The sequence below is a fragment of the Streptomyces azureus genome, assembly GCF_001270025.1.
In the GTDB taxonomy this organism is placed as follows: Bacteria; Actinomycetota; Actinomycetes; order Streptomycetales; family Streptomycetaceae; genus Streptomyces; species Streptomyces azureus.
Genome location: NZ_DF968221.1, coordinates 119,639 through 139,218, shown reverse-complemented (window position 1 = coordinate 139,218; position 19,580 = coordinate 119,639). Strand labels below are relative to the sequence as shown.

The 19,580-nt window shown below is 70.1% G+C and carries 27 protein-coding genes; 22 read left to right on the top strand and 5 right to left on the bottom strand.

The window, feature by feature from the left end; translation table 11 throughout:
• The first annotated feature begins 25 nt into the window (after nt 1-25).
• The 6 genes from ribH (at nt 26) to AOQ53_RS08040 (ending at nt 4,825) form a co-directional block, all read left to right on the top strand.
• Nucleotides 26-511: a 6,7-dimethyl-8-ribityllumazine synthase gene (gene ribH, locus AOQ53_RS08065; protein ID WP_059416276.1), complete on the top strand. Its 486-nt coding sequence runs from the start codon at nt 26-28 to the stop codon at nt 509-511.
• A 34-nt stretch (nt 512-545) separates the two neighbouring features.
• Nucleotides 546-818 (top strand): phosphoribosyl-ATP diphosphatase, encoded by a 273-nt coding sequence (locus tag AOQ53_RS08060; protein ID WP_059416274.1) that lies wholly within the window; start codon nt 546-548, stop codon nt 816-818.
• Between the two features lie 46 nt (nt 819-864).
• Nucleotides 865-1,713: an ATP phosphoribosyltransferase gene (gene hisG, locus AOQ53_RS08055; protein WP_059416272.1), complete on the top strand. Its 849-nt coding sequence runs from the start codon at nt 865-867 to the stop codon at nt 1,711-1,713.
• A 13-nt stretch (nt 1,714-1,726) separates the two neighbouring features.
• The gene (locus AOQ53_RS08050; protein WP_059416271.1) at nt 1,727-2,182 is read left to right on the top strand and encodes a PH domain-containing protein; all 456 of its coding nucleotides are present in this window, start codon (nt 1,727-1,729) and stop codon (nt 2,180-2,182) included.
• Nucleotides 2,183-2,420: 238 nt separating this feature from the next.
• The gene (locus tag AOQ53_RS08045) at nt 2,421-3,752 is read left to right on the top strand and encodes a hemolysin family protein (protein ID WP_059416270.1); all 1,332 of its coding nucleotides are present in this window, start codon (nt 2,421-2,423) and stop codon (nt 3,750-3,752) included.
• A complete protein-coding gene (locus AOQ53_RS08040) occupies nt 3,749-4,825 on the top strand; it encodes a hemolysin family protein (protein WP_059416269.1) in 1,077 nt (358 codons plus the stop codon). Before AOQ53_RS08045 ends, AOQ53_RS08040 begins: the two co-directional genes overlap by 4 nt.
• 106 nt (nt 4,826-4,931) lie before the next feature.
• On the opposite strand, the gene AOQ53_RS08035 is transcribed toward AOQ53_RS08040, so the two are convergent.
• Together AOQ53_RS08035 and AOQ53_RS08030 are read right to left on the bottom strand one after the other, a co-directional pair.
• A complete protein-coding gene (locus AOQ53_RS08035) occupies nt 4,932-6,794 on the bottom strand; it encodes an AAA family ATPase (RefSeq protein WP_059416268.1) in 1,863 nt (620 codons plus the stop codon).
• Nucleotides 6,795-7,226: 432 nt separating this feature from the next.
• Nucleotides 7,227-7,883 carry a uridine kinase family protein gene (locus tag AOQ53_RS08030; RefSeq protein WP_059416323.1) on the bottom strand — a complete coding sequence of 219 codons (657 nt, stop codon included), beginning with the start codon at nt 7,881-7,883 and terminating at the stop codon, nt 7,227-7,229.
• 195 nt (nt 7,884-8,078) lie between these two features.
• Here AOQ53_RS08030 and AOQ53_RS08025 point away from each other — a divergent pair, with 195 nt between their 5' ends.
• The gene (locus tag AOQ53_RS08025; RefSeq protein ID WP_059416266.1) at nt 8,079-9,452 is read left to right on the top strand and encodes a peptidase C39 family protein; all 1,374 of its coding nucleotides are present in this window, start codon (nt 8,079-8,081) and stop codon (nt 9,450-9,452) included.
• Between the two features lie 87 nt (nt 9,453-9,539).
• Here the strand turns inward: AOQ53_RS08025 and AOQ53_RS08020 are convergent, their stop codons facing one another.
• The 3 genes from AOQ53_RS08020 to AOQ53_RS08010 form a co-directional block, all read right to left on the bottom strand.
• A complete protein-coding gene (locus AOQ53_RS08020) occupies nt 9,540-10,838 on the bottom strand; it encodes a tyrosine-type recombinase/integrase (RefSeq protein ID WP_078945200.1) in 1,299 nt (432 codons plus the stop codon).
• A 24-nt stretch (nt 10,839-10,862) separates the two neighbouring features.
• Nucleotides 10,863-11,312: a hypothetical protein gene (locus AOQ53_RS08015; RefSeq protein WP_059416265.1), complete on the bottom strand. Its 450-nt coding sequence runs from the start codon at nt 11,310-11,312 to the stop codon at nt 10,863-10,865.
• Between the two features lie 160 nt (nt 11,313-11,472).
• Nucleotides 11,473-11,904, bottom strand: coding sequence for a hypothetical protein (locus AOQ53_RS08010; RefSeq protein ID WP_059416264.1), 432 nt, complete (start codon nt 11,902-11,904; stop codon nt 11,473-11,475).
• Nucleotides 11,905-12,448: 544 nt separating this feature from the next.
• On the opposite strand from AOQ53_RS08010, the gene AOQ53_RS08005 reads away from it, so the two are divergent.
• From AOQ53_RS08005 to AOQ53_RS07945, 15 genes are all read left to right on the top strand, one after another.
• Complete coding sequence (locus AOQ53_RS08005; protein ID WP_059416262.1) at nt 12,449-12,673, top strand: helix-turn-helix transcriptional regulator; 225 nt, start codon at nt 12,449-12,451, stop codon at nt 12,671-12,673.
• 89 nt (nt 12,674-12,762) lie between these two features.
• Nucleotides 12,763-13,086, top strand: coding sequence for a hypothetical protein (locus tag AOQ53_RS44090; RefSeq protein ID WP_148640301.1), 324 nt, complete (start codon nt 12,763-12,765; stop codon nt 13,084-13,086).
• The gene (locus AOQ53_RS07995) at nt 13,083-13,352 is read left to right on the top strand and encodes a hypothetical protein (protein ID WP_059416260.1); all 270 of its coding nucleotides are present in this window, start codon (nt 13,083-13,085) and stop codon (nt 13,350-13,352) included. The genes AOQ53_RS44090 and AOQ53_RS07995 overlap by 4 nt, the downstream gene beginning before the upstream one ends.
• Nucleotides 13,349-13,732 (top strand): hypothetical protein, encoded by a 384-nt coding sequence (locus tag AOQ53_RS07990; protein ID WP_059416259.1) that lies wholly within the window; start codon nt 13,349-13,351, stop codon nt 13,730-13,732. Before AOQ53_RS07995 ends, AOQ53_RS07990 begins: the two co-directional genes overlap by 4 nt.
• Nucleotides 13,729-14,781, top strand: coding sequence for a hypothetical protein (locus AOQ53_RS07985; protein WP_059416257.1), 1,053 nt, complete (start codon nt 13,729-13,731; stop codon nt 14,779-14,781). Before AOQ53_RS07990 ends, AOQ53_RS07985 begins: the two co-directional genes overlap by 4 nt.
• Nucleotides 14,778-14,999, top strand: a complete 222-nt coding sequence (locus tag AOQ53_RS07980) for a hypothetical protein (protein WP_059416256.1) — start codon at nt 14,778-14,780, stop codon at nt 14,997-14,999. The genes AOQ53_RS07985 and AOQ53_RS07980 overlap by 4 nt, the downstream gene beginning before the upstream one ends.
• Nucleotides 14,999-15,505 carry a hypothetical protein gene (locus tag AOQ53_RS07975; RefSeq protein ID WP_059416255.1) on the top strand — a complete coding sequence of 169 codons (507 nt, stop codon included), beginning with the start codon at nt 14,999-15,001 and terminating at the stop codon, nt 15,503-15,505. Before AOQ53_RS07980 ends, AOQ53_RS07975 begins: the two co-directional genes overlap by 1 nt.
• Nucleotides 15,502-15,714 (top strand): hypothetical protein, encoded by a 213-nt coding sequence (locus tag AOQ53_RS07970; RefSeq protein WP_059416254.1) that lies wholly within the window; start codon nt 15,502-15,504, stop codon nt 15,712-15,714. Before AOQ53_RS07975 ends, AOQ53_RS07970 begins: the two co-directional genes overlap by 4 nt.
• On the top strand, nt 15,711-16,112 hold the full coding sequence (locus tag AOQ53_RS07965) for a hypothetical protein (protein ID WP_059416253.1): 402 nt from the start codon (nt 15,711-15,713) through the stop codon (nt 16,110-16,112). The genes AOQ53_RS07970 and AOQ53_RS07965 overlap by 4 nt, the downstream gene beginning before the upstream one ends.
• Nucleotides 16,113-16,180: 68 nt before the next feature.
• Nucleotides 16,181-16,318, top strand: a complete 138-nt coding sequence (locus AOQ53_RS44510) for a hypothetical protein (RefSeq protein ID WP_167745693.1) — start codon at nt 16,181-16,183, stop codon at nt 16,316-16,318.
• Nucleotides 16,311-16,487, top strand: coding sequence for a hypothetical protein (locus AOQ53_RS44505; protein WP_167745692.1), 177 nt, complete (start codon nt 16,311-16,313; stop codon nt 16,485-16,487). The genes AOQ53_RS44510 and AOQ53_RS44505 overlap by 8 nt, the downstream gene beginning before the upstream one ends.
• Before the next feature lie 74 nt (nt 16,488-16,561).
• The gene (locus AOQ53_RS07960; protein ID WP_059416252.1) at nt 16,562-17,326 is read left to right on the top strand and encodes a DNA methyltransferase family protein; all 765 of its coding nucleotides are present in this window, start codon (nt 16,562-16,564) and stop codon (nt 17,324-17,326) included.
• 134 nt (nt 17,327-17,460) lie between these two features.
• A complete protein-coding gene (locus AOQ53_RS07955) occupies nt 17,461-17,805 on the top strand; it encodes a hypothetical protein (protein WP_059416250.1) in 345 nt (114 codons plus the stop codon).
• Nucleotides 17,802-18,692, top strand: coding sequence for a PD-(D/E)XK nuclease-like domain-containing protein (locus AOQ53_RS07950; protein ID WP_059416248.1), 891 nt, complete (start codon nt 17,802-17,804; stop codon nt 18,690-18,692). The genes AOQ53_RS07955 and AOQ53_RS07950 overlap by 4 nt, the downstream gene beginning before the upstream one ends.
• Nucleotides 18,689-19,522 carry a hypothetical protein gene (locus AOQ53_RS07945; RefSeq protein WP_059416247.1) on the top strand — a complete coding sequence of 278 codons (834 nt, stop codon included), beginning with the start codon at nt 18,689-18,691 and terminating at the stop codon, nt 19,520-19,522. Before AOQ53_RS07950 ends, AOQ53_RS07945 begins: the two co-directional genes overlap by 4 nt.
• The last annotated feature ends 58 nt before the right edge of the window (nt 19,523-19,580 follow it).

The following is a 19,580-nucleotide window of genomic DNA, read 5'->3' as shown; positions in this document are numbered from 1 at the left end:
CAGCGAGAAGGCTCTGAGGAGAGACGTGAGCGGCAAGGGTGCACCGGAGCTGTCCGTACGCAATGTGGGTGACCTCCGGGTCGCCGTCATCGCGGCACAGTGGCACGAAAAGGTGATGGACGGTCTGGTCGACGGCGCCCTGCGCGCCCTGCGCGACCTCGGCATCGACGAGCCGACCCTCCTCAGGGTCCCCGGCAGCTGGGAGCTCCCCGTGGTCGCCAAGGTCCTCGCGGGCCGCGGCTACGACGCGATCGTCGCCCTCGGCGTCGTCATCCGCGGCGGAACCCCCCACTTCGAGTACGTGTGCCAGGGCGTGACCCAGGGTCTCACCCAGGTCTCCGTCGACACCGGCGTCCCCGTCGGCTTCGGCGTGCTGACCTGCGACACGGAGGAGCAGGCCCTGGACCGCGCCGGCCTGGAGGGCTCCAACGAGGACAAGGGGCACGAGGCGGTGACGGCGGCGGTGGCGACCGCGGCCACCCTCCGCTCGGTATCCGAGCCCTGGCGCTGACGAAAGCCATCCGTGGCATAGGCTGAGCGTCACCATGTCCAAGAAGACGTTCGAGGAGCTCTTCACCGAGCTCCAGCAGAAGGCCGCCCAGGGCGACCCCGCCACTTCCCGCACCGCAGAACTGGTCGAGAAGGGCGTCCACGCCATCGGCAAGAAGGTCGTCGAAGAGGCCGCCGAGGTCTGGATGGCCGCCGAGTACGAGGGCAAGGAGGCGGCCGCCGAGGAGATCTCGCAGCTGCTCTACCACGTCCAGGTGATGATGGTCGCCCGCGGCATCTCCCTCGACGACGTCTACGCCCACCTGTAAACCGCACCCGTTCCCGTAAGACACCCACGCGAAGGAAGCCGACCTCATGCTGCGCATCGCCGTCCCCAACAAGGGTTCCCTGTCAGGCCCTGCGGCGGAGATGCTGCATGAGGCCGGCTACCAGCAGCGCCGGGAGTCCAAGGAGCTGCGGATCGTCGACCCGGTGAACGAGGTCGAGTTCTTCTACCTCCGCCCCCGCGACATCGCCATCTACGTCGCCTCCGGTCAGCTGGACATCGGCCTCACCGGCCGGGACCTGCTGATCGACTCCGGCGCCGACGCGGAGGAGATCCTCGCCCTCGGCTTCGCCCGCTCCACCTTCCACTACGCCGGCAAGCCCGGCACCATCAGCGGTCTGGCGGACCTCGCGGGCAAGACCGTCGCCACCTCCTACGAGGGCATCGTCGCGGCGCACCTCGCCGACCACGGAATCGACGCCTCCGTCGTCCACCTCGACGGCGCCGTCGAGACCGCCATCCAGCTCGGCGTCGCCCAGGTCATCGCGGACGTCGTCGAGACCGGCACCTCGCTGCGCAACGCGGGCCTGGAGGTAGTCGGCGAGCCGATCATGAAGTCCGAGGCCGTCGTGATCCGCCGCACCGGCGCGGACGGCGACGACCCCAAGGTGCATCAGTTCCTGCGCCGCCTCCAAGGCGTCCTGGTCGCCCGGACGTACGTGATGATGGACTACGACTGCCGCGTCGAGCAGTTGGAGAAGGCCGTCGCCCTCACCCCCGGTCTGGAGTCGCCGACCGTGTCCCCGCTGCACAACGAGGGCTGGGTCGCCGTCCGCGCGATGGTCCCCGCCAAGGAGGCGCAGCGGATCATGGACGACCTGTACGACATCGGCGCCCGGGCCATCCTGACCACGGCCATCCACGCCTGCCGTCTGTGAGGGGCGCGCACTGATGTCCGATCTGCCCACCCTGCCCGTCACCTTCCGGCCGGGCAGCACCCGCGCGGTGCTGCTCACCGCCGCCGTCGCGATCCTCGTGGTGATCACGGCCGTCGCGATGCTGCTGAAGCAGCTCAACCCCGCGGAGCGTCTCAGCTTCATCGTCACGGCGCTCCTGCTGGACGCGGTACTGCTCCTGCTGGCGCGGCCCAAGGTCGTCGCCGACGAGGACGGCGTCACCGTGATCAATCTCACCAGCAAGCGCCGGCTGGAATGGGCCGAAATCCTTCAGGTGACCCTCCGGTCCGGCGACCCCTGGGTGTTCCTCAACCTCAGCGACGGCACCAGCCTGCCCGCCCTGGGCATCCAGCCCGGCCTGGCCAAGCAGCGCGCCATCGCGGACGCCCGGGCCCTGCGGGCGCTCGTCGAGACCCGTTCCGTCGCGAACCCCGAGCGGCATCAGAGCTGACGCGTGGCAATCCGCACGGCGGTCGCCACTGCCGCACCGGGCAGTGTCTTGATTAATCTGTTGGCGGAGGCGCTACGGAGGCGCCTCCGCCCCTGTTGCCCCGCCCGGTGCGCAGAGGCTTCCTGCTAACCGAGGAGTGACCCCCTCCGGCGATGGACGGATCGTCCTGCAGTACCTGCGCCGCCCCCTGCCGACATAGCGCGGACCGTGTCCGCGACCGTGCGGAGGCGGCGGCATCATGACCACCCCCCTGCTGCTTCTGGCAGCCGCGTTCCTGCTGATTCTCGCCAACGGATTCTTCGTGGCGGCCGAGTTCGGACTCGTGACGGTCGAGCGGCCGGAGGCCGAGAAGGCCGCCGCCGAGGGCGACAGGCGCGCCCAACGCGTCGTCGAATCACTCAAGGAACTGTCCTTCCAGCTCTCCGGCACTCAGCTGGGCATCACCATCACCTCCCTCGTCGTCGGCATGCTCGCCGAACCGGCTCTGGCCGAGCTGCTGCACGGCCCGTTCACCTCGATCGGCGTCCCCGAGGGCGCCGTCTCCGGTGTCACGGTCGTCGTCGGCATGCTGCTGGCCTCCGCCGTGCAGATGGTGATCGGCGAGCTCCTGCCCAAGAACTGGGCGGTGTCCAGGCCGCTCCAGGTCGCGCGCTTCGTGGCGGGCCCGCAGCACGTCTTCGCACGGCTGTTCCGGCCGGTCATCGCCGGCCTCAACGCCGTCGCGAACCGGCTCGTGCGCGCCCTGGGCTTCGAGCCCGCCGAGGAACTGGCCTCGGCCCGCACCCCCGGCGAACTCGTCTCCCTCGCCCGCCACTCGGCCCGGGCCGGCGCCCTGGAACAGGACACGGCCGATCTCTTCGTCCGGACCCTGTCGCTGGGCGAGCTGACCGCGCAGCACGTGATGACGCCGCGCGTGAAGGTCAGCGCCCTCCAGTCCTCGGCCACCGCCGAGGACGTGGTCAACCTGACCCGCGCCACCGGCCTGTCCCGCTTCCCCGTCTACCGGGAGAGGATCGACGAGGTCGTCGGCATGGTCCACCTCAAGGACGCCCTGGCGGTGCCCGTGCAGGACCGGCTGCGGACCCCCGTCGGCCGCATCGCCCGCCCGGCGCTGCTCGTCCCCGAGACGCTTCCCGTACGACCGCTGCTCGCCCGCCTGCGCAGCGAGCAGCCGATCGCGGTCGTCGTCGACGAGTACGGCGGCACGGCCGGTGTCGTCACGCTGGAGGACATCGTCGAGGAGATCGTCGGCGAGGTCCGCGACGAGCACGACGGACACGACCTGCCCGAACTGGCCTCCGCGCCGCCGGAGGACGGCAGGCTCGCCTGGGACGTCGACGGCAGCTGCCGGGTCGACATCCTCCAGCGCATAGGCCTCGATGTGCCCGAAGGCCCGTACGAGACCGTCGCGGGTCTGATCGCCGACCTGCTGGGCCGTATCCCGGCCGTCGGCGACAAGGCGGAACTGCCCGGCTGGCGGCTGTCGGTACGCCAGGTCGGCCACTACCGGGCCGAGCGGGTCCGGCTGGTCAGGACGGCCCCCGTCGCCGTGGTGGAGGCAGCCCGGTGAGCGTGCTCCAACTGACCTTCGCCGCACTCCTGGTGCTCGCCAACGGCTTCTTCGTCGGCGCCGAGTTCGCGCTCGTCTCCGTACGCCGCAGCCAGATCGAACCCCTCGGCACGGCCCGCGCCCGGCAGGTCCTCTACGGCCTGGAGCGGCTGCCGCAGATGATGGCGGCGGCCCAGTTCGGCATCACGATCTGCTCCCTCACCCTCGGGGCGGTCGCCGAACCGACCGTCGCGCACCTCCTGGAGCCGGTCTTCGAGTGGGTCCACCTGCCGCACGGCATGATCCACCCGCTCACCTACGTCATCGCCCTCGCCGCCGTGGTCTTCTTCCACCTCGTCATCGGCGAGATGGTCCCGAAGAACCTGGCGATGGCGGCCCCCGAGAAGGCCGCGCTGTGGCTCAGCCCCGGCCTGGTCTGGTTCGCCCGCTTCTGCAAGCCGATCACCGCCGCCCTCGGAGCCTGCTCCCAGGGCATCCTGCGGCTCTTCCACGTCGAGCCCAGGGACGAGGTCGAGGCCGTCTTCACCAGCGAGCAGCTCAACCGGCTGGTGGAGGACGCCGGCCAGGCGGGCCTGCTCGACCCCGAGGAGGCCGAAAGCCTGGAGGACGCCCTGGAGCTGGGCTCCCGCCCGGTGACGGACGTCCTGCTGACACGGGAGTCGCTGGTGACGGTCAGCCCGTCGGTCACCCCCGGCCGCATCGTCGAGCTCACCGCCCGCACCGGGTACTCCCGGTTCCCGGTGGCCGCGGAGAACGGTGCGTTCATGGGCTACCTGCACGTCAAGGACGTCCTCGACCTGGAGCACTCGGACCGGGCCGTGCCGCAGCAGTTGTGGCGGCCCATGACGACGCTGCGGTCCGAGTTGCCGTTGGACGACGCGCTGACGGTGATGCGGCGGGCGGCGACGCATCTGGCCCAGGTGGCCGACGCGTCCGGCAAGGTGCTCGGGCTGGTCGCGTTGGAGGATGTGCTGGAGCTGCTGGTGGGGGAGGTGCGGGATCCCGCGCACCGGGAGGTGCGGGAGGTGAAGCTCACCGAGCCGAGGTCCGGCGAGGAGGTGCTGGCGACGTAGGCCTGGCTGCGGGCAGCCGTGCCGCTTGGGGCGGCACGGGTGGGCGCAGCGGCACCCCGCTACGCCGGGCTGCGGACCCACCCGGCCACAGCCTCTACGCCAGTTCCTACAGTCCGGGCGGATCCTGCGGCCCCCGCCCGGACAGCACCTCCCCGTAGGCCTGCATCAGATCCGGCAACCGCAACGTCGCCAGGTCCTCCCTGCCCAGCACCCCGGGATACACGGACAACCGCAGATCCCGATACGCGCAGCTCTTCTCGTACAGCGTCCGCAGGAACCGCCCGTTGCCCAGCTCGTCGATCCACCCCTGGTCCACCACGTGCCCGGCGATGGAGCGCAGCTCGTCGAGGGCCTCCTCGTCCCACAGGTCGCCGTTCTCCGCGGCGAGGACCTTGCCGATCTCGGTGAGTTCGAGGGGCCGGTAGGAGGGAAAGTCGACGCGGGTGGTGAAGCGGGAGGACAGCCCGGGGTTGGCGGCGAGGAGTCGGTCCATGCCCTCGGGGTAGCCGGCCAGGATCACCACGAGATGGTCGCGGTTGTCCTCCGCCCGCTTCAGCAGCACCTGGAGCGCCTCGTCGCCGTACGCGTCCCCCTTGCCGTAGCCCGAGTTGGACAGCGAGTACGCCTCGTCGACGAAGAGCACGCCGCCGAGCGCCGAGTCGATCAGTTCGTTCGCCTTCACGGCCGTCTGCCCGAGGTACTCGCCGACCAGGTCGGCCCGCTGCGCCTCCACGAGATGGTCGCCGCCGAGCAGGCCGAGCGCGTAGAAGACGCGGCCGAGGATGCGGGCGACGGTGGTCTTGCCGGTGCCGGAGGGGCCGGAGAAGACGAAGTGCCGCTTGGGCGGCTGGACCGGCAGGCCCTGCCCGGCCCGCAGCCGGGCCATGTTCAGCTGTGCCGACAGCGCCTTGACCTGGCGTTTCACCGGCTCCAGACCGACCATGCGCTCAAGCTCGGCGAGCGCCTCCTCGAGCAAGGCGGGGTCGGTGGGCCCGGCGGGCAGCGACGGCGCCGGGCCGGTCCGCGAGCGCACCGCGGGGTCGGTGACCGGCGGCAGGGGTGCGGAGGCCGGCGGTTCGGGATCGGGCAGTCTCAGGTCGCGGCCCTCGGTGCCGAAGATCGGGTCGAATCCGTCCGGGCCGTCCACGGCGTCCTGGCCGGCGCCGGTGAGTGTGATCGCCGCCAGGTCCGTGGAGTCGTCGTACCCGTCGCCCTCGGCGATCGCGGCGAGCCGGGCGGAGGTGTCCATGAAGGCAGGGTCGACGCGGTGCACGGCCCGGTACAGGGGAAGCGCTGCGGCGCTGCGGCCGGTGCCCTCGTGCGCCCGGGCCAGCCAGTAGCGCAGCTCCTTGCGCTGGGGCTGCTCGCTGCGGCAGCGCATCAGCGCGGCGGACAGCAGCGGTTCGGCCTGCCCGTACATCTCCAGGCGGACCCGGGCCATGCCGCCGAACAGGCCCGCCTCGATGCCGAGCATCGGGTCGTCGAGGAGCGGATCGGTGTGGCGGACGAGCTGCTCCCAGTCCTTGACCAGATAGGCGCGGCAGGCGTGCAGGAAGCGGACGTGGGCGTCCGTGTCCACGGGCGGCAGCCCGGCGAGGGCGCGGTCCAGCTCGGGGACGTGGCGGCCGTCCAGCCAGTGGGAGGCGTGGGCGAGCAGCAGATCGCGAGGGCGCTCCAGCACGGGCTGCACCCACCAGCCCAGCCAGTACCAGGAGTTGAGGGTGCGGTGATAGCGGGCGCGCTGCTCCCCGAAGCGGTCCCGGTGCCGGAACATCCTGAGCAGCGCGGTCGTCGTGTCGACGCGCAGCGCGTGCAGCCCGAGCCAGCCGTCGGCCATCCCGGAGTCCATCCGCACGGCGGCGCGGAACTCCTCCTCCGCCTGCGGATAGGCGCCCATGGTGTAGGCGTCCACGCCTCGCAGCCAGGCGAGGTCGGCCGGGGCCTGCGGGCCCTGCGTGCCGAAGTCCATCACGTCCCCCACGAACCGTGCCCCCGTCGGTATGCCAACGAGCCGTCCCCCAGCCGGCTGCCCTGCTCGAACCGCTGTGCCACGGACCGGAGTTGCAAGGTGTGCGAAGCAACCGTCCGTAGGTCGCAACGAGGGCATCGTACCTGCGGGGGCGGCGCCCCCGTAGGGTGCCGCACGCTGCGTTCGGCGAGGTGGGAGCGGATGCGGCGCACTCCCGCACGGTGACCGAGGGTGAGCACTCGGCGTCGCGCGGCACCCGGAAAACCGGAAGAAGACAGAACGAAGCCCCCGATCACGGGGGAACAACCGGGGGCTTCGCGTCTGTGGGCGGCTCCGAATGGCCGCACATTCAGAACGTAAGACCTGTACGGGCCCCCGGTCAAGCCGAGTTGAAGCACTCCGGCAAGTTGTTCCGCAAGGCCCTTCACAAGTTCAGCACACCGCGGGCGGTCCGTCACCGTGCGTGAGGGGCTGGTCCGGTCCAACATGCCCCGCAGGCCCCGGAGTCACCTCGTACCCCTTCTCTCGCTGTCGTACCAGGAGATCGGCGAACGGCCGCGAGGGATCGTCGGTGAAATGCCGGCGTTCCGCCGGTACCCATCCGTTCCAGAACTCCCGCTGTTCCTCCCCGTCCCGGGACCTTCCCCGCGCCCAGGCCTCCTCACGGGGCAGCTCCATCCACAGCAGCAGGGCCAGGTGAGGCCGCAGCGCCCGGCGTCCCGCGCCGACGCCCTCCACGAGGACCACCGGAGCGGGCGGCAGGGGGCGCGGCGGGCCGAAGTGGCGGGCGCGCCAGTCGTACGGGGCGTAGTGCGCGGTCCGGCCATGGGCCAGCGGCTCGATCACCTGGTCCAGCAGGCGCCCGGTCCAGCCGAACAGTTCGTCGTGGGTGGCGATGTCGTCGAGGCGCAGCACCGGCGCGCCGCCCAGTGCCACGGCCAACTGCTCGGCGAACGTGGTCTTTCCGGAGCCGGCGTGCCCGTCGACGCCGACGAGACGGACCGGGCCGCAAGAAGGGGGGAGGCGGCGGATCCGGGAGGCCAGGTCACGGACGGCGGGCCCCGGTGCGGGGCGGAAGGGCGGATTCATCTCGCGCAGCACTCTAACGACGGCGCCCCGGGCGCGTGCCAGTGGTCGACGCCAATATTGGTGGGCGTGGCGCGGGCCGAAGTGCTGGCGGGACCCGGCGGGCTGTGCTGCTATGTGGCGCATGCACGTGTGCGACCGACCGTGCCACGGACCTGCCCCGCCCCTGCCCGACTCCGACTTCCGGGGGTCCCCGCCATGCGCAGAGCCGAACAGCCGTCCCGCAGAACCGTCCTGGCCGCCGCCGTCGCCGCCGCCGTCGCGGCAGGCTCGGGCCGGGCGGCCGCCGACACCGAGGAGCCCATGACGACCGACACCGCGCAGCCCGCCCGCACGGTCCCGGCCCACGTGGACAACCGGGCCTGGACCTCGTACGGCGACTGGTGGGGCGGTACCGCCCGAGGCACCCGCGCCGTCGCGGGCGCCCGCCCCGGCGTGGCGATCGCGAAGCCCGCAGGGACCACCGACTACACGGACCCGCACACCGGCGCCACCGCCCGCTGGGAGTACGGCACCTGGACGTCCCCGGTCCACCGGCTCGCCGTCCCCGCGACGGAGGCGATCGTCTCCTGGAACGCGCACACCCCGGCCGGCACCTGGCTCCAGGCGGAGATCAAGGCCGCCTACACCGACGGCACCAGCACCCCCTGGTACGTGATGGGCCGCTGGGCCGCAGGCGACCAGGACATCCGGCGCACCTCGGTCGACGACCAGAGCGACGGCAGGAGCACCGTCTGGACCGACACCCTGGCGATCGACGATCCGTCGGCAGGCCTGCGCCTCGCCTCGTACCGGTTGCGCCTGACCCTCTACCGCAAGCCCGGCACCAAGGCCACGCCCACCGTGTGGCGGCTCGGCGCGATGGGCTCCGACGTACCCGACCGCTTCACCGTCCCGGCGTCCGTGCCCGGCCTCGCCAGGGAACTGATCGTCCCGCGGTACTCGCAGGAGATCCACAAGGGCCGGTACCCCGAGTACGACAACGGCGGCGAGGCCTGGTGCAGCCCGACGTCCTCCCAGATGATCATCGAGTACTGGGGCGGCCGGCTCACGCCGGAGCAACTGGCCTGGGTGGATCCGTCGTACGCCGATCCGCAGGTGTGCCACGCGGCCCGCTTCACGTATGACTATCAGTACGCCGGCTGCGGCAACTGGCCGTTCAACGCCGCCTACGCGGCCACGTTCAAGGACCTCCAGGCCGTGGTCACCCGGCTCGGCTCGCTCACCGACCTGGAGACGCTGATCGCGGCGGGCATCCCGGCCATCACCTCCCAGTCCTTCCTGAAGGAGGAGCTGACCGGCGCCGGGTACGGCACCGCCGGGCACCTGATGACCGTCATCGGCTTCACCGGCGACGGCGACGTGATCGCCAACGACCCGGCCTCGGAGAGCAACGAGGCCGTGCGGCGCGTCTACCGGCGGCGCGAGTGGGAGAACATCTGGCTGCGGACCAAGCGGTACAACGCCTCCGGCAAGGTCGTCTCCGGCACCGGCGGCGTCTGCTACCTGTACTTCCCGGCAACACTTTCCCCAGGTCAAAGGCGTGCACTGACCGCCATCGGTGTCCGGTAAGCACATGAAGCAGCCCCCTCCTCGGTGCTGGGGAGGGGGCCTCAACCGACTTGATCATTCAGGCTGGGGAGAATCTGGGGAGATCTACTAGGAAGAACTCTCGAACCAGTTCTGCATCGCTGAGCGGCCCCGGCCATCCGCCTCGGGCATCATGTGCGCGTAGATCCGGAGCGTGATCGACGGATCCGCGTGGCCCAGCCACTTCGAGACTGCCACGATCGGCTCCCGCGCGTCCAGCTGCACCGAGGCGAAGGTGTGCCGCAGCGCATGGAAGCCATTCTCCCGGCTCTCCTCGTATGCCACCACAGTGCGGAACTTGCCCGGCCGGTGAAGGATCGGCTGCCTGGTCTCCACCGGCTGCGGGATGACGCCGGCTGCCGCCAGCGCGGGTTTCCAGATACGCCGGTCGAATCCGTCACGCCGGACGGCGCCACCCCAGGCGGAGGTGAGGATCAAAGCGTGCTCCTGTGGCTCCCGCTCCTCGGCTTCTCGGTCCGTGGTCGGAGGCCGGGGATCCTTCCAGGGGAGCGTCACCGGCTGCGCCGGGCGCCTGTCGAGGGACTCCTGGATCCGCTTCAGCAGGTAGTCCGGGACGGGCACTTCCCGCGTCTTCTCGCCCTTAGGGAGGGCGTAGACAAGCTTGGCACCCACCTTCTTCACCTGGCGGCGGACCAGGATGCGCCGCCCCTCGAAGTCGACATCGTCAACCGACAGGCCGAAGACTTCACCGGAGCGCAGCCCGGCGCCCACGCCTAGATCCACGCAGATCTGGAACCGGTCGTCCATGGCCTCCTGCACGGCCAGTACGCGATCTTTGGACCAGGCCCTGGCCTTGGCCGGCGGGCGGGTCGGCACGCGCAGGGTGGTCTGCTTCCGGCAGGGGTTGCGGGTAATCCGCTCATCGTCGATGGCCGACTGGAAGATCGAGGACAGGTAGCGCCACGCCTCATTGCCAGTGCCAGGCCCGGCGGTGGCTTTCAGCGTCTTGAGCCACTCAGCAAGCTGCTTCGTCTTGATGGCGTTCAGCTGATAGTCGCCAAGGTGAGGGATGATGTGGGTCCACACCCGGCCCCTTACCGTGCTCTCGGTGGAGGGGTTGTCGTAGTCGCGGCGCGGCCACCACTCCTGCTCGATGTAGTCCCGCAGCAGCATCTGCCCGCGACGCGGATCGATGAACTCCCCAGACGTTGACTCGTGCTGAGCCTTCGCCAGCCAGGCGTTCGCCCCCTCGGGGCCGTGCAGCTTCTCGAAGCTGCGGTCCTTCACTCCAGGAATGCCGGCAACCCTGTACCGCTTCCCTTTGCCCCACCGATCGGTCTTGCGCTTCTTGCCGGTCACCGGGTCCGGCTTCTTGGTCATCCACCGGTCTTCGATGTAGCCGGGCATGCAGTGCTCCGAGGGTGAGGCGGGTCAGGCAGCGGCGCTGCCTGGGGAGTCCATCGTGATGATCTCACCCTGCCAAAGCTGGAACCACTGCCCGCCGGCCAGGAAAGCTTCGGTCGAGGGGTTGATGGCGTTGACGAAGTCGGCAACTGTCGCGGATCTGGCGACGTGCACTACCACGTGGCCGCAGGACTCGCGGACCTCCACGCACTTGCGCCGGTCGATCTGGTCGTCCACCTGGTACTCAACAGTGAGCGGGCTGTCGGGGGAGTGGGCGCTGATCACCCTGCCGCGCCAGATCTGGAACCAGTTGCAGTCGGCGAGGAAAAGTTTCAGTGCGACATTGAGGGCCGCTGTGTACTCGTGGGCGTCGGCGTCTTGGCGGATCTTGACGTCCACCCGGCCGCGAGATTCGGTTATGTCGACCAGTTGCCCAGGAGGCAGGCTTTCGGTGGCTTCGTACTCGACGCGCAGCATGGCGCCCTCCCGTTGGTGCGTTGCACTTGGGCAACCGTGTGCCGGGGGCACACGGTTGTGGAAGGGTACGTCCGGTGAGCAGACGGCGACAATCCGTTCTGATGAATGTCTACTTAGGGACTTTTTCAGTCACGTGCCGCCGCCGCTTCGGGGTCCGGTGCTACTCGCCTTCGCGGCGCGCTCGCTCGTCGGCCTCAATCATCGCCCGCCAACGGCGCAGTTCAGGCTCGGACATGTCCCCGAGGTGGGCGACGATGATGCGCACGTCGTCGTTGTAGCCCGCCAGCTCTGTTGCTTTGTATTCCAGCCATTGCTCGGCTGCGGCGGCCTTGACGCGCCGCTCGCTGATGCGCAGGGCCTCGGCTATGGCTCGCATTTGGGCCGGGCTGGGCGCGTTGGCTGGAGGGTTGGTGACGAGGCGCTGGAGGTAGGGCTTGGACAGTTTGGTGCCAGTGTCCGGGTCGACGGCTCGCTCGGACATCTTGGCGTAGGACAGGCCGCGGTCGTTGGCGTCCTGGATGAGCTGCGAGAGTGCACCTCGGGGGCTTGGCTCGCCCGTACCGGTCGGACGGTCTTGGGCGGCTGCCGTCATGTCCTCTTCCTCTTGAGTCACTTGAGTACCGACTGTCTCTCTAGGGGGGTGGCGTGCTGGTGGAAAGTACCAGCTCAGTCCGTACAACCATCTGAGATCCGAGACAGTTCGTCTACAGATCAATGCTATCTAGACAAGAACTTTGCTGATAGTCGTCGGCGGATCGTCTCGGATCTGTAGACGAATCGGCTCCACTATGCTTTGCTCTGTTAGGCAAACAGTTCCGCACCACTCGGGGGCATCGTGAGCCGACGTGCAAGCAGGCGCTGGACCCTGCGCAGCATCCTGATCTTCAAGCACTACATGGAGTTTCCGGGTCGAGGGCAACCCTTCTCGGTCCGTTCCCTGGCCGAAGAGTCCGGAGTCAGCCAGGGAGTCATAGAGAAGCTCCTGACCGGCAGGCAGGACAACGCGGACGTCGATGACGCGACAGCCCTCGCGGAGGCCGTCGGTAGTGCCATATGGCCCCTTTTCGCGCCTCCGTCGTCTCCAGATCAGAAACGAACGTCTCGATCATCCACCCCCACAGGTAAGGAATAGACCGATGCCGAACAAGCCCAAGCCTCCGCCGAAGGGATGGCTCTGGAGCGCCGACGCCGCCGACTACCTCGGCGTCCACGTCGTCACCCTCTACCGGTGGCGCAGTGAAGGAGTCGGCCCGAAGGGCAAGCGCCACGGGCTCCGCCGCTACGCCTACAAGGTCAGCGACCTCGACGCCTGGCTCAACGGCGAAACCGCCGACGACAAGCCGGCCCGCGCCGCCGCCTGAGCGGCAAAGAGGCCGCCCCCCGAACGGCCAAGCACGGGGAACGGCCTCGATCCACACCACCAGAACCCTGAAGAACAGGAGCGTGGACCATGTCCACATCTTCTCAGAGTCCGGACCCTTCTAGCCCCAGCCGTCGCGCCGAACTGCGTGAAGAGCTGGCGCACCTACTGAAGTCGACGCTCGCTTCGGGCGATGCCCGCGACGCCGTGGACACCCTGGACGAGCTGATCGCCGAGTCGCTGCTTGAGGGGCGACGCGAAGCGCGCCCCTCTGTTGTGAACGAGGCGATCGAGGCCGCCCGCAGCGAGTACCTGCACGAGGACACCGGCACGCCGGAGGACGAGGCGTACAACCAGGCCGTGTCCGACGTCGTCGCCGCGATCGGCGCACTGCTTGAGGGCGGTGCGTCGTGAACGACCTGACCCCGTTCGACGAGATCACCGCGAAGCTCCCGCAGCTGTCCGCGTTCCAGGCCGTCTGGAACGAGGCGGAGGAGCTGCTGACCGAGACGCACCCGGAGGGCTTCGAGGTCGAGGAGATCGGCCGGATCGCCTTCGACTGCCTGCCCGACGAGGAGAAGCCGGCCGCGCTGGACGCCCTCTTCTACTGCTGGTGGACCGCCCTCCAGTCCGACCGCGAACGACGCGCCGCATTCGAGGCCATGGGAGGTGCGCTGTGACCAGCACGATGGAGTGGATCCGCCGAACCTACGACGTGCCCGCCCGGCACGGCATGCGGATCGAGTACGACGGCAAGCCCGCCACGATCGTCGGCGCGGGCGGCGGATACCTCCGCTTCCGCATCGACGGCGAGAAGCGCCGCACCGTCGGCCACCCCTGCTACCGCATCGTCTACCCCGCCGTTCCCGAGCCTGCCCGCCCGCGCGGCTGGTGCCAGTGCTGCCTGAAGGACCGGGCCATGACGAAGGACTGCGTCATGGGCAACCACCGCTGGTACGGCCGCAACTGGTCCGAGCAGTGCCCCGGCTCCGGCAAGTTCCCGTGGAAGCCCGTCCGCAACCTCACCCACCCCGGCGAGCAGAGGCAGGTAGCGGCATGAACATCTCCCCGATCCACTGCCCGGACTCCGACTGCTACTGGGCGGCGCACGGTATCCCCGACAAGTACACCGAGGCCCGCGCCTGGCACCTGGCGGCGCACCGTGCTGAGGAGCACGACGAGCCGTTGACGCCCGAGCAGATCGCCTACGCGACCAGGGCAGGGCACACGCTGCCCGCCGCTGTGGCCGCGCAGGGTGCGCTGCCGGTGCCGGTCGGCGACCAGCCCCAGCCGCTCAACGACACCCGGCTCGCGGAGTACGCGGCCCTGCTGGAGGCTGCCACCGACGGGCCGTGGCTAGCCAACGAACGCATCGGCGTCGTCACCAATCAGGCAGGCGAGCCGCTCGCAGTGTTCGGCGGCGGAAAGCAGGACCATGCCGACGCCGCGTTCACCGCCGCCGCACCGACCATGGTCACCGAGCTACTCGCCGCCGTGGCCTACCACCGCCACTGGGAGCAAATCGGCTGGCGCAAGGCGAACGCCTACCACGGGAATTGGGTCCGCGACGACCTCCGCCTCACCCGGGAGCGTCAACTCGTCGGCCGACTGCGCAGCGAACTGTCCCGGCAGGGGAAGGCGGCCAAAGCCGAAGTCGCGCGCCTCAAGGCGGCACTGGCCAGCGCCCGCGAGGACGCCGCCTTCATGGAGCGCAACACGCTGCCGGAGCTCCGCCGCGCCGTCGAGCACCACCAAGCGGGCAAGCAGTGCTGGCGCGAGCGGGCGGAGAAGGCCGAGGCGCGACCCTCCCGCTTTCACGCGACGCCCGCTCAGATCGACGCCTATCTCCGCACGATCCTCGCCGAGGACACCCACCTGCGCTACCAGCAGGCCATCGGCGAGCACGCCCTGGCCGAGGCTATTGAGGACGCGGCCACGGTGCGCGCCTCGGCCGATAGCGAGGGCCTCTACAACGCCAACTGGCGCGAGGGCTGGGACGACGCCATCTCGCGCGTGGACCCGGACCAAAACGGACCGACGCCCTCGACGCTGATCACCTTCGCCGACGCCGCCGACTCCACCACCGACCGCGCCGAGGAGGCGTCGTGACCAACAACCCGACCCGCGTGCTCAACCAGACGATCGCCCTCGGCGACAACCCCGACAGCATCCACTACGACCAGCACGACGGGCACGCGTTCATCGCCCTCGGCGGCATCCAGATCGCCCTCAGCCTCACCAGCCAGGCCGCCCTCGACAAGCTCGCCACCATCACCGCCCAGGCCGCAGCCGACAACCGGGCCCGCACCCTGCGGCAGGTGGCGTGATGACCACCGTCATGGAAGCCCTCCCGGCCCGCCCCCGCAAAGCGTCAGCGTCCAGGCGCCGGCGGCACCAGCACCAACTCGGCTACCGCCTCCACCAGATCGCCCCCGGCGCCGCCACCATCCTCGTCACCCCGATCTGGACCGACGCCACCGGGGCCACCGAACGCACCTACCTCGCCCGCGCCCTCGGCGTCGACGGCCAGATCATCAAGTTCGCGGCCGGCGGCTCCCAGCGCATCGCCGCCCTCCTCCAGGGCGCCTACCCGGGCGCCGACTGGGACCGCCCCCAGACGTGGACGGCCGAGACGAACACGGTCACCGTGCGGCGCCCGATGTCGAACGCCGACATGCGGGCCGCGATCCAGCGGCTCACGGTCCGGGAGGCCGGACTGGAAGCCGAGCTGGCCTTCGAGCGCGAGCGCAACTTCGAGCTCACCACCGCCCGCGACTACGCCGACACGGCAGCCGCCGGCTACATCGACCGCACCGGACTGGAGGCGTCGTGACCATCGCCCGCCTGAACGAGCCGATCGACTTCCAGGTCGGCGACACCATCATCGACTCCCGCTGCGGCACCGTCACCGCCGGCACCGTCACCCAGGTCCGCGGCAACTCCGTGTACTACCGCGACAACTGCTCCGCCTGCGTCCGCGACGGCCGCCACCACCGCACCCAGGCCGACTTCTCCACCACCAGCAAGGGAGAAGCGTCGTGAGCCTCATCGACCACATCCCCGGCCTGAAGGGCACCGGCAGCCACCGGGCTGCCGACCGTATCGCCGAACTGGAGGGCCTCGTCGGCCAACTGCGCGAGGAGAACGTCAAGCTCCTCACCCGACAGGCCGCCGCAGACGACTTCTTCATGATCCAGGACCAGTACGCCACCGACCTGGAGGCGGAACTGGCCCAGGAGAAGCGCGCCCACGCCGCCACGAAGGCCGACCTGGAAGTGCGCACCCGGTGGGTGGCCGACCTCGAAGGCCGCCTGGCCGACGCCGAACGACGCCTCGACATCCGGCGCCTCGCCGAGACCGCGGCCGAGCGCACGCAGGAGATGCCCGGCATCACCCCGGTCGTGCCCCTGCACCAGTCACCGCAGGCCAAGACCAACTGATCTCGCCGCCCGCCGGATGACCACCGGGCCGGCGGAGCGGCGCACAACTACCACCACAAGGAGCACCCGTGTCCGACAACACCACCGAACTGACCCCCGACGGGGAGGCCTTCCACCGCTTCGCCACCAACTTCTTCCGCGACCTCGACGACGCCGTGGAAGCCGAGTTCGAGGCCAGCCTCAACGAGGACACCGCCGATGAGTAGGCCCACCAGCATCGACGGCATCCGTGACGGCCACCTGATCCGCACCACCGTCAGCGGCCTGCCGGGACAGCTCGCCATCAACCGCCAGCACCACCCGAACTGCCCCTGCCAGGCCCGCGACACCCAGCCGGCGCGCATCGCCCGCCGCCGCAAGCCCACGAACCGCTGACCCTGCACCCCAACAAGAAGCCCCGGACGTCGCAACCGCCCGGGGATCCGACACCAGCATCCCAGGAGAAGACCGTGAAGGTCCCCACCATCGTCCTTGAAGTCCTCGACCGCGCCGAGTTCGACGGGCCCCGACTCGTCCTCACCGGCACCCTCGACCGCAAGCTGTACCTCGACACCGCGAAGGTACTCGAGGCGGCAGGCGGCAAGTGGAACCGTAAGGAGCGCGCCCACCTGTTCGACGGCGACGCCGCCGAGGCGATCGAGCCCGTCATCCTCACCGGCGAGATCGTCAGCAACAAGCAGCAGTTCGGCTACTTCCCCACCCCCGGCCCGGTCGTCCAGCAGCTCATCGAACTGGCCGACATCAAGCCCGGCATGACCGTGCTGGAGCCGTCCGCCGGGCAGGGCGCCATCGCGTCGGCGGTCGCAGCCGAGGGCTGCGTAGTCGACTGCATCGAAGTGCAGGAGTCGAACGCCACGGTCATCTTCGACGCGGGCTACGCCAACCTCATCCTGGTCCGCGACTTCCTGACCACCGCGCCCGGCGCCGGCATCCCCGGCTACGACCGGGTGGTGATGAACCCGCCGTTCGCCCGGCAGGACGACATCCGGCACGTCATGCACGCCCACCGCTTCCTGAAGGCGGGCGGCCTGCTGGTGGCGGTCATGTCGAACGGCGTCACCTTCCGGAACACGCCCCTGACTCGAGAGTTCCGGGCGCTCCTCGACATGCAGGGCGGTGAGCTGCACCCGCTACCTGAGGGCGCGTTCAAGGAGTCCGGCACCGGCGTCAACACCGTGATCGCCGTGATCCCGAAGGTCGCAGCCCACACCTGACCGCCTGATCCACAACCGAAGACCGGCGACGCGTCGAGCCCCCCACTCCGCGCCGCCACCCCAGGGCAGTCGCCCCGCCCACCCCCCGGTCAGGGGCGGCTGCCCGCCAACCAGCACACCCTTTTGGAGACCTCATGAGCACCACGAGTCACACCATTCCCGCCGAAGTCGCCCGCCACGTGCTGTGGACGTTCGGGCACCGAGGCGGCTACCAGCCCGGCACCTACCACCAGAAGCTCCTCGACCTCCTCGCCTACGCCCCGCCGGTGGAACTGGCGAAGCTCACCCCGGCCTACCCGGCAGAGGCCGAAGCCGTCCGCATGGCCAAGTACGACGAGGACGGCATCGACAAGCTGAAGAGGGCCGCCGGGCTGGTCTGCATCCGGTGCGGCGACGAGGACGGCCCGTTCGTCGGGGCGCCCCGACAGCCGCTGTGCGAGCCGTGCGCCCGCCCCATGCCCCTGGACGGTGTGGCGTGACCGCCGCCGTCGAGGCGCCGACCGGATCGGTCGTCACGGAGCGGGGCGTGTACCCGGGCATGCCGATCGACGTCTACCACGCCGACCCGGTCCCCGGCGGCAGCCTCTCCTCCTCCGGCGCCCGCAAGCTCCTCGACCCCGGATGCCCCGCCATCTTCAAGTGGGAGCGCGACAACCAGCAGCCCCGCAAGCGCGAGTTCGACCTCGGCCACGCCGCCCACCTCGCCGTACTCGGGGAGGGCCCGGAACTGGAGGTCATCGACTTCCCCGACTGGAAGAAGGTCGCCGCGCGCGAACTGCGCGACCTCGCCTACGACGAGGGCAAGGTGCCACTGCTCACCAAGGAGCACGAGCAGGTACAGGCCATGGCGGAGGCGATCCGCCAGCACCCCACCGCAGGCGCCCTGTTCGCCCCCGGCAATGGTGTCGCCGAGCAGTCCCTCTTCTGGCAGGACGAGCGCCACGGCGTGTGGCGCCGAGCCCGCCCCGACTGGATGCCCCACCGCCAGGACAACGGCCGGCTCGTCGTCGTCGACTACAAGACCGCCCGGGCCGTCGACCCCACTGCACTCCAGCGGGCCGTGTACGAGCACGGCTACCACGCCCAAGCCGCCTGGTACCTCGACGCCGTCAAAGCCCTCGACCTCACCGGCGGCCAGGAGCCCGCGTTCGTCTTCGTGTTCCAGACGAAGACCGCGCCCTACCTGGTGCACCTGGTCGAACTCGACTTCCCCGCACTCACCCTCGGCGCCGCCCGCAACGACCGCGCCCTGCAGATCTACGCCGAATGCCAGCGCACCGACACCTGGCCCGGCTTCAACGACCGCATCACCTACCTGCCTCTCCCGCCCTACGCGGAGAAGCGCGACCAAGAGGAGTACCTGTGAACCAGCCCATCCCCATCCCGTCCAACAGCGCGCCGGCCCGCATCGGGCAGGGCACGGCCGTCGAGCAGTCCCGCGCCGCCGCCGAGGTGCAGGCCGCGGTCGTCGTGGCCCAGCAGTGCCCCCGCAACATTCAGGCCGCCGTCGCCGAGATGCGCGAGTCGTGCAAGCAGCAGGGCCTCGCCGAGCGCGCCTTCTTCCGCTACTCCCGCGGCGGCTCCACCGTCACCGGCGCGTCCGTCCACCTCGCCCGCGAGCTGGCCCGCGTCTGGGGCAACGTCCAGTACGGGCTGGTCGAGATGCGCCGCGACGACGACTACGGCCAGTCCGAGATGCAGGCCTTCGCCTGGGACGTCCAGACCAACTCCCGCAACAGTTCGACGTTCATCGTCCCGCACCGCCGCGACACGAAGAACGGCAGCAAGCAGCTCACGGACATGCGGGACATCTACGAGAACAACGCCAACAACGGCGCCCGCCGCGTCCGCGAGGCGATCTTCGCGATCCTGCCGCCCTGGTTCGTCGAGGAGGCCAAGGAGCTGTGCAACCAGACGCTGCGGGACGGCGGCGGCAAGCCCCTCGCCCAGCGCGTCGCGGACGCCATCAAGACGTTCGAGGGCATCGGCATCACCGCCGACCGCATCGAAAACCGCCTGGACCGGCCGTCGACGAAGTGGACCGAGCACGACGTCGCCCAGCTGATCGTCATCTACAAGTCGATCCAGCGCGGCGAGGTCACCGCCGAGGACGAGTTCCCGGCCCCCCGCGTGAGCGCCGACGAGCTCACCGGCGGCAAGACCGGCAAGCCGGCCACCACCCCCACCGAGCAGTAGCCCGCACACGCGAACGGCCGCCCGCGGGCAGTGCGGGCGGCCTCTCACCCCAAGGGAA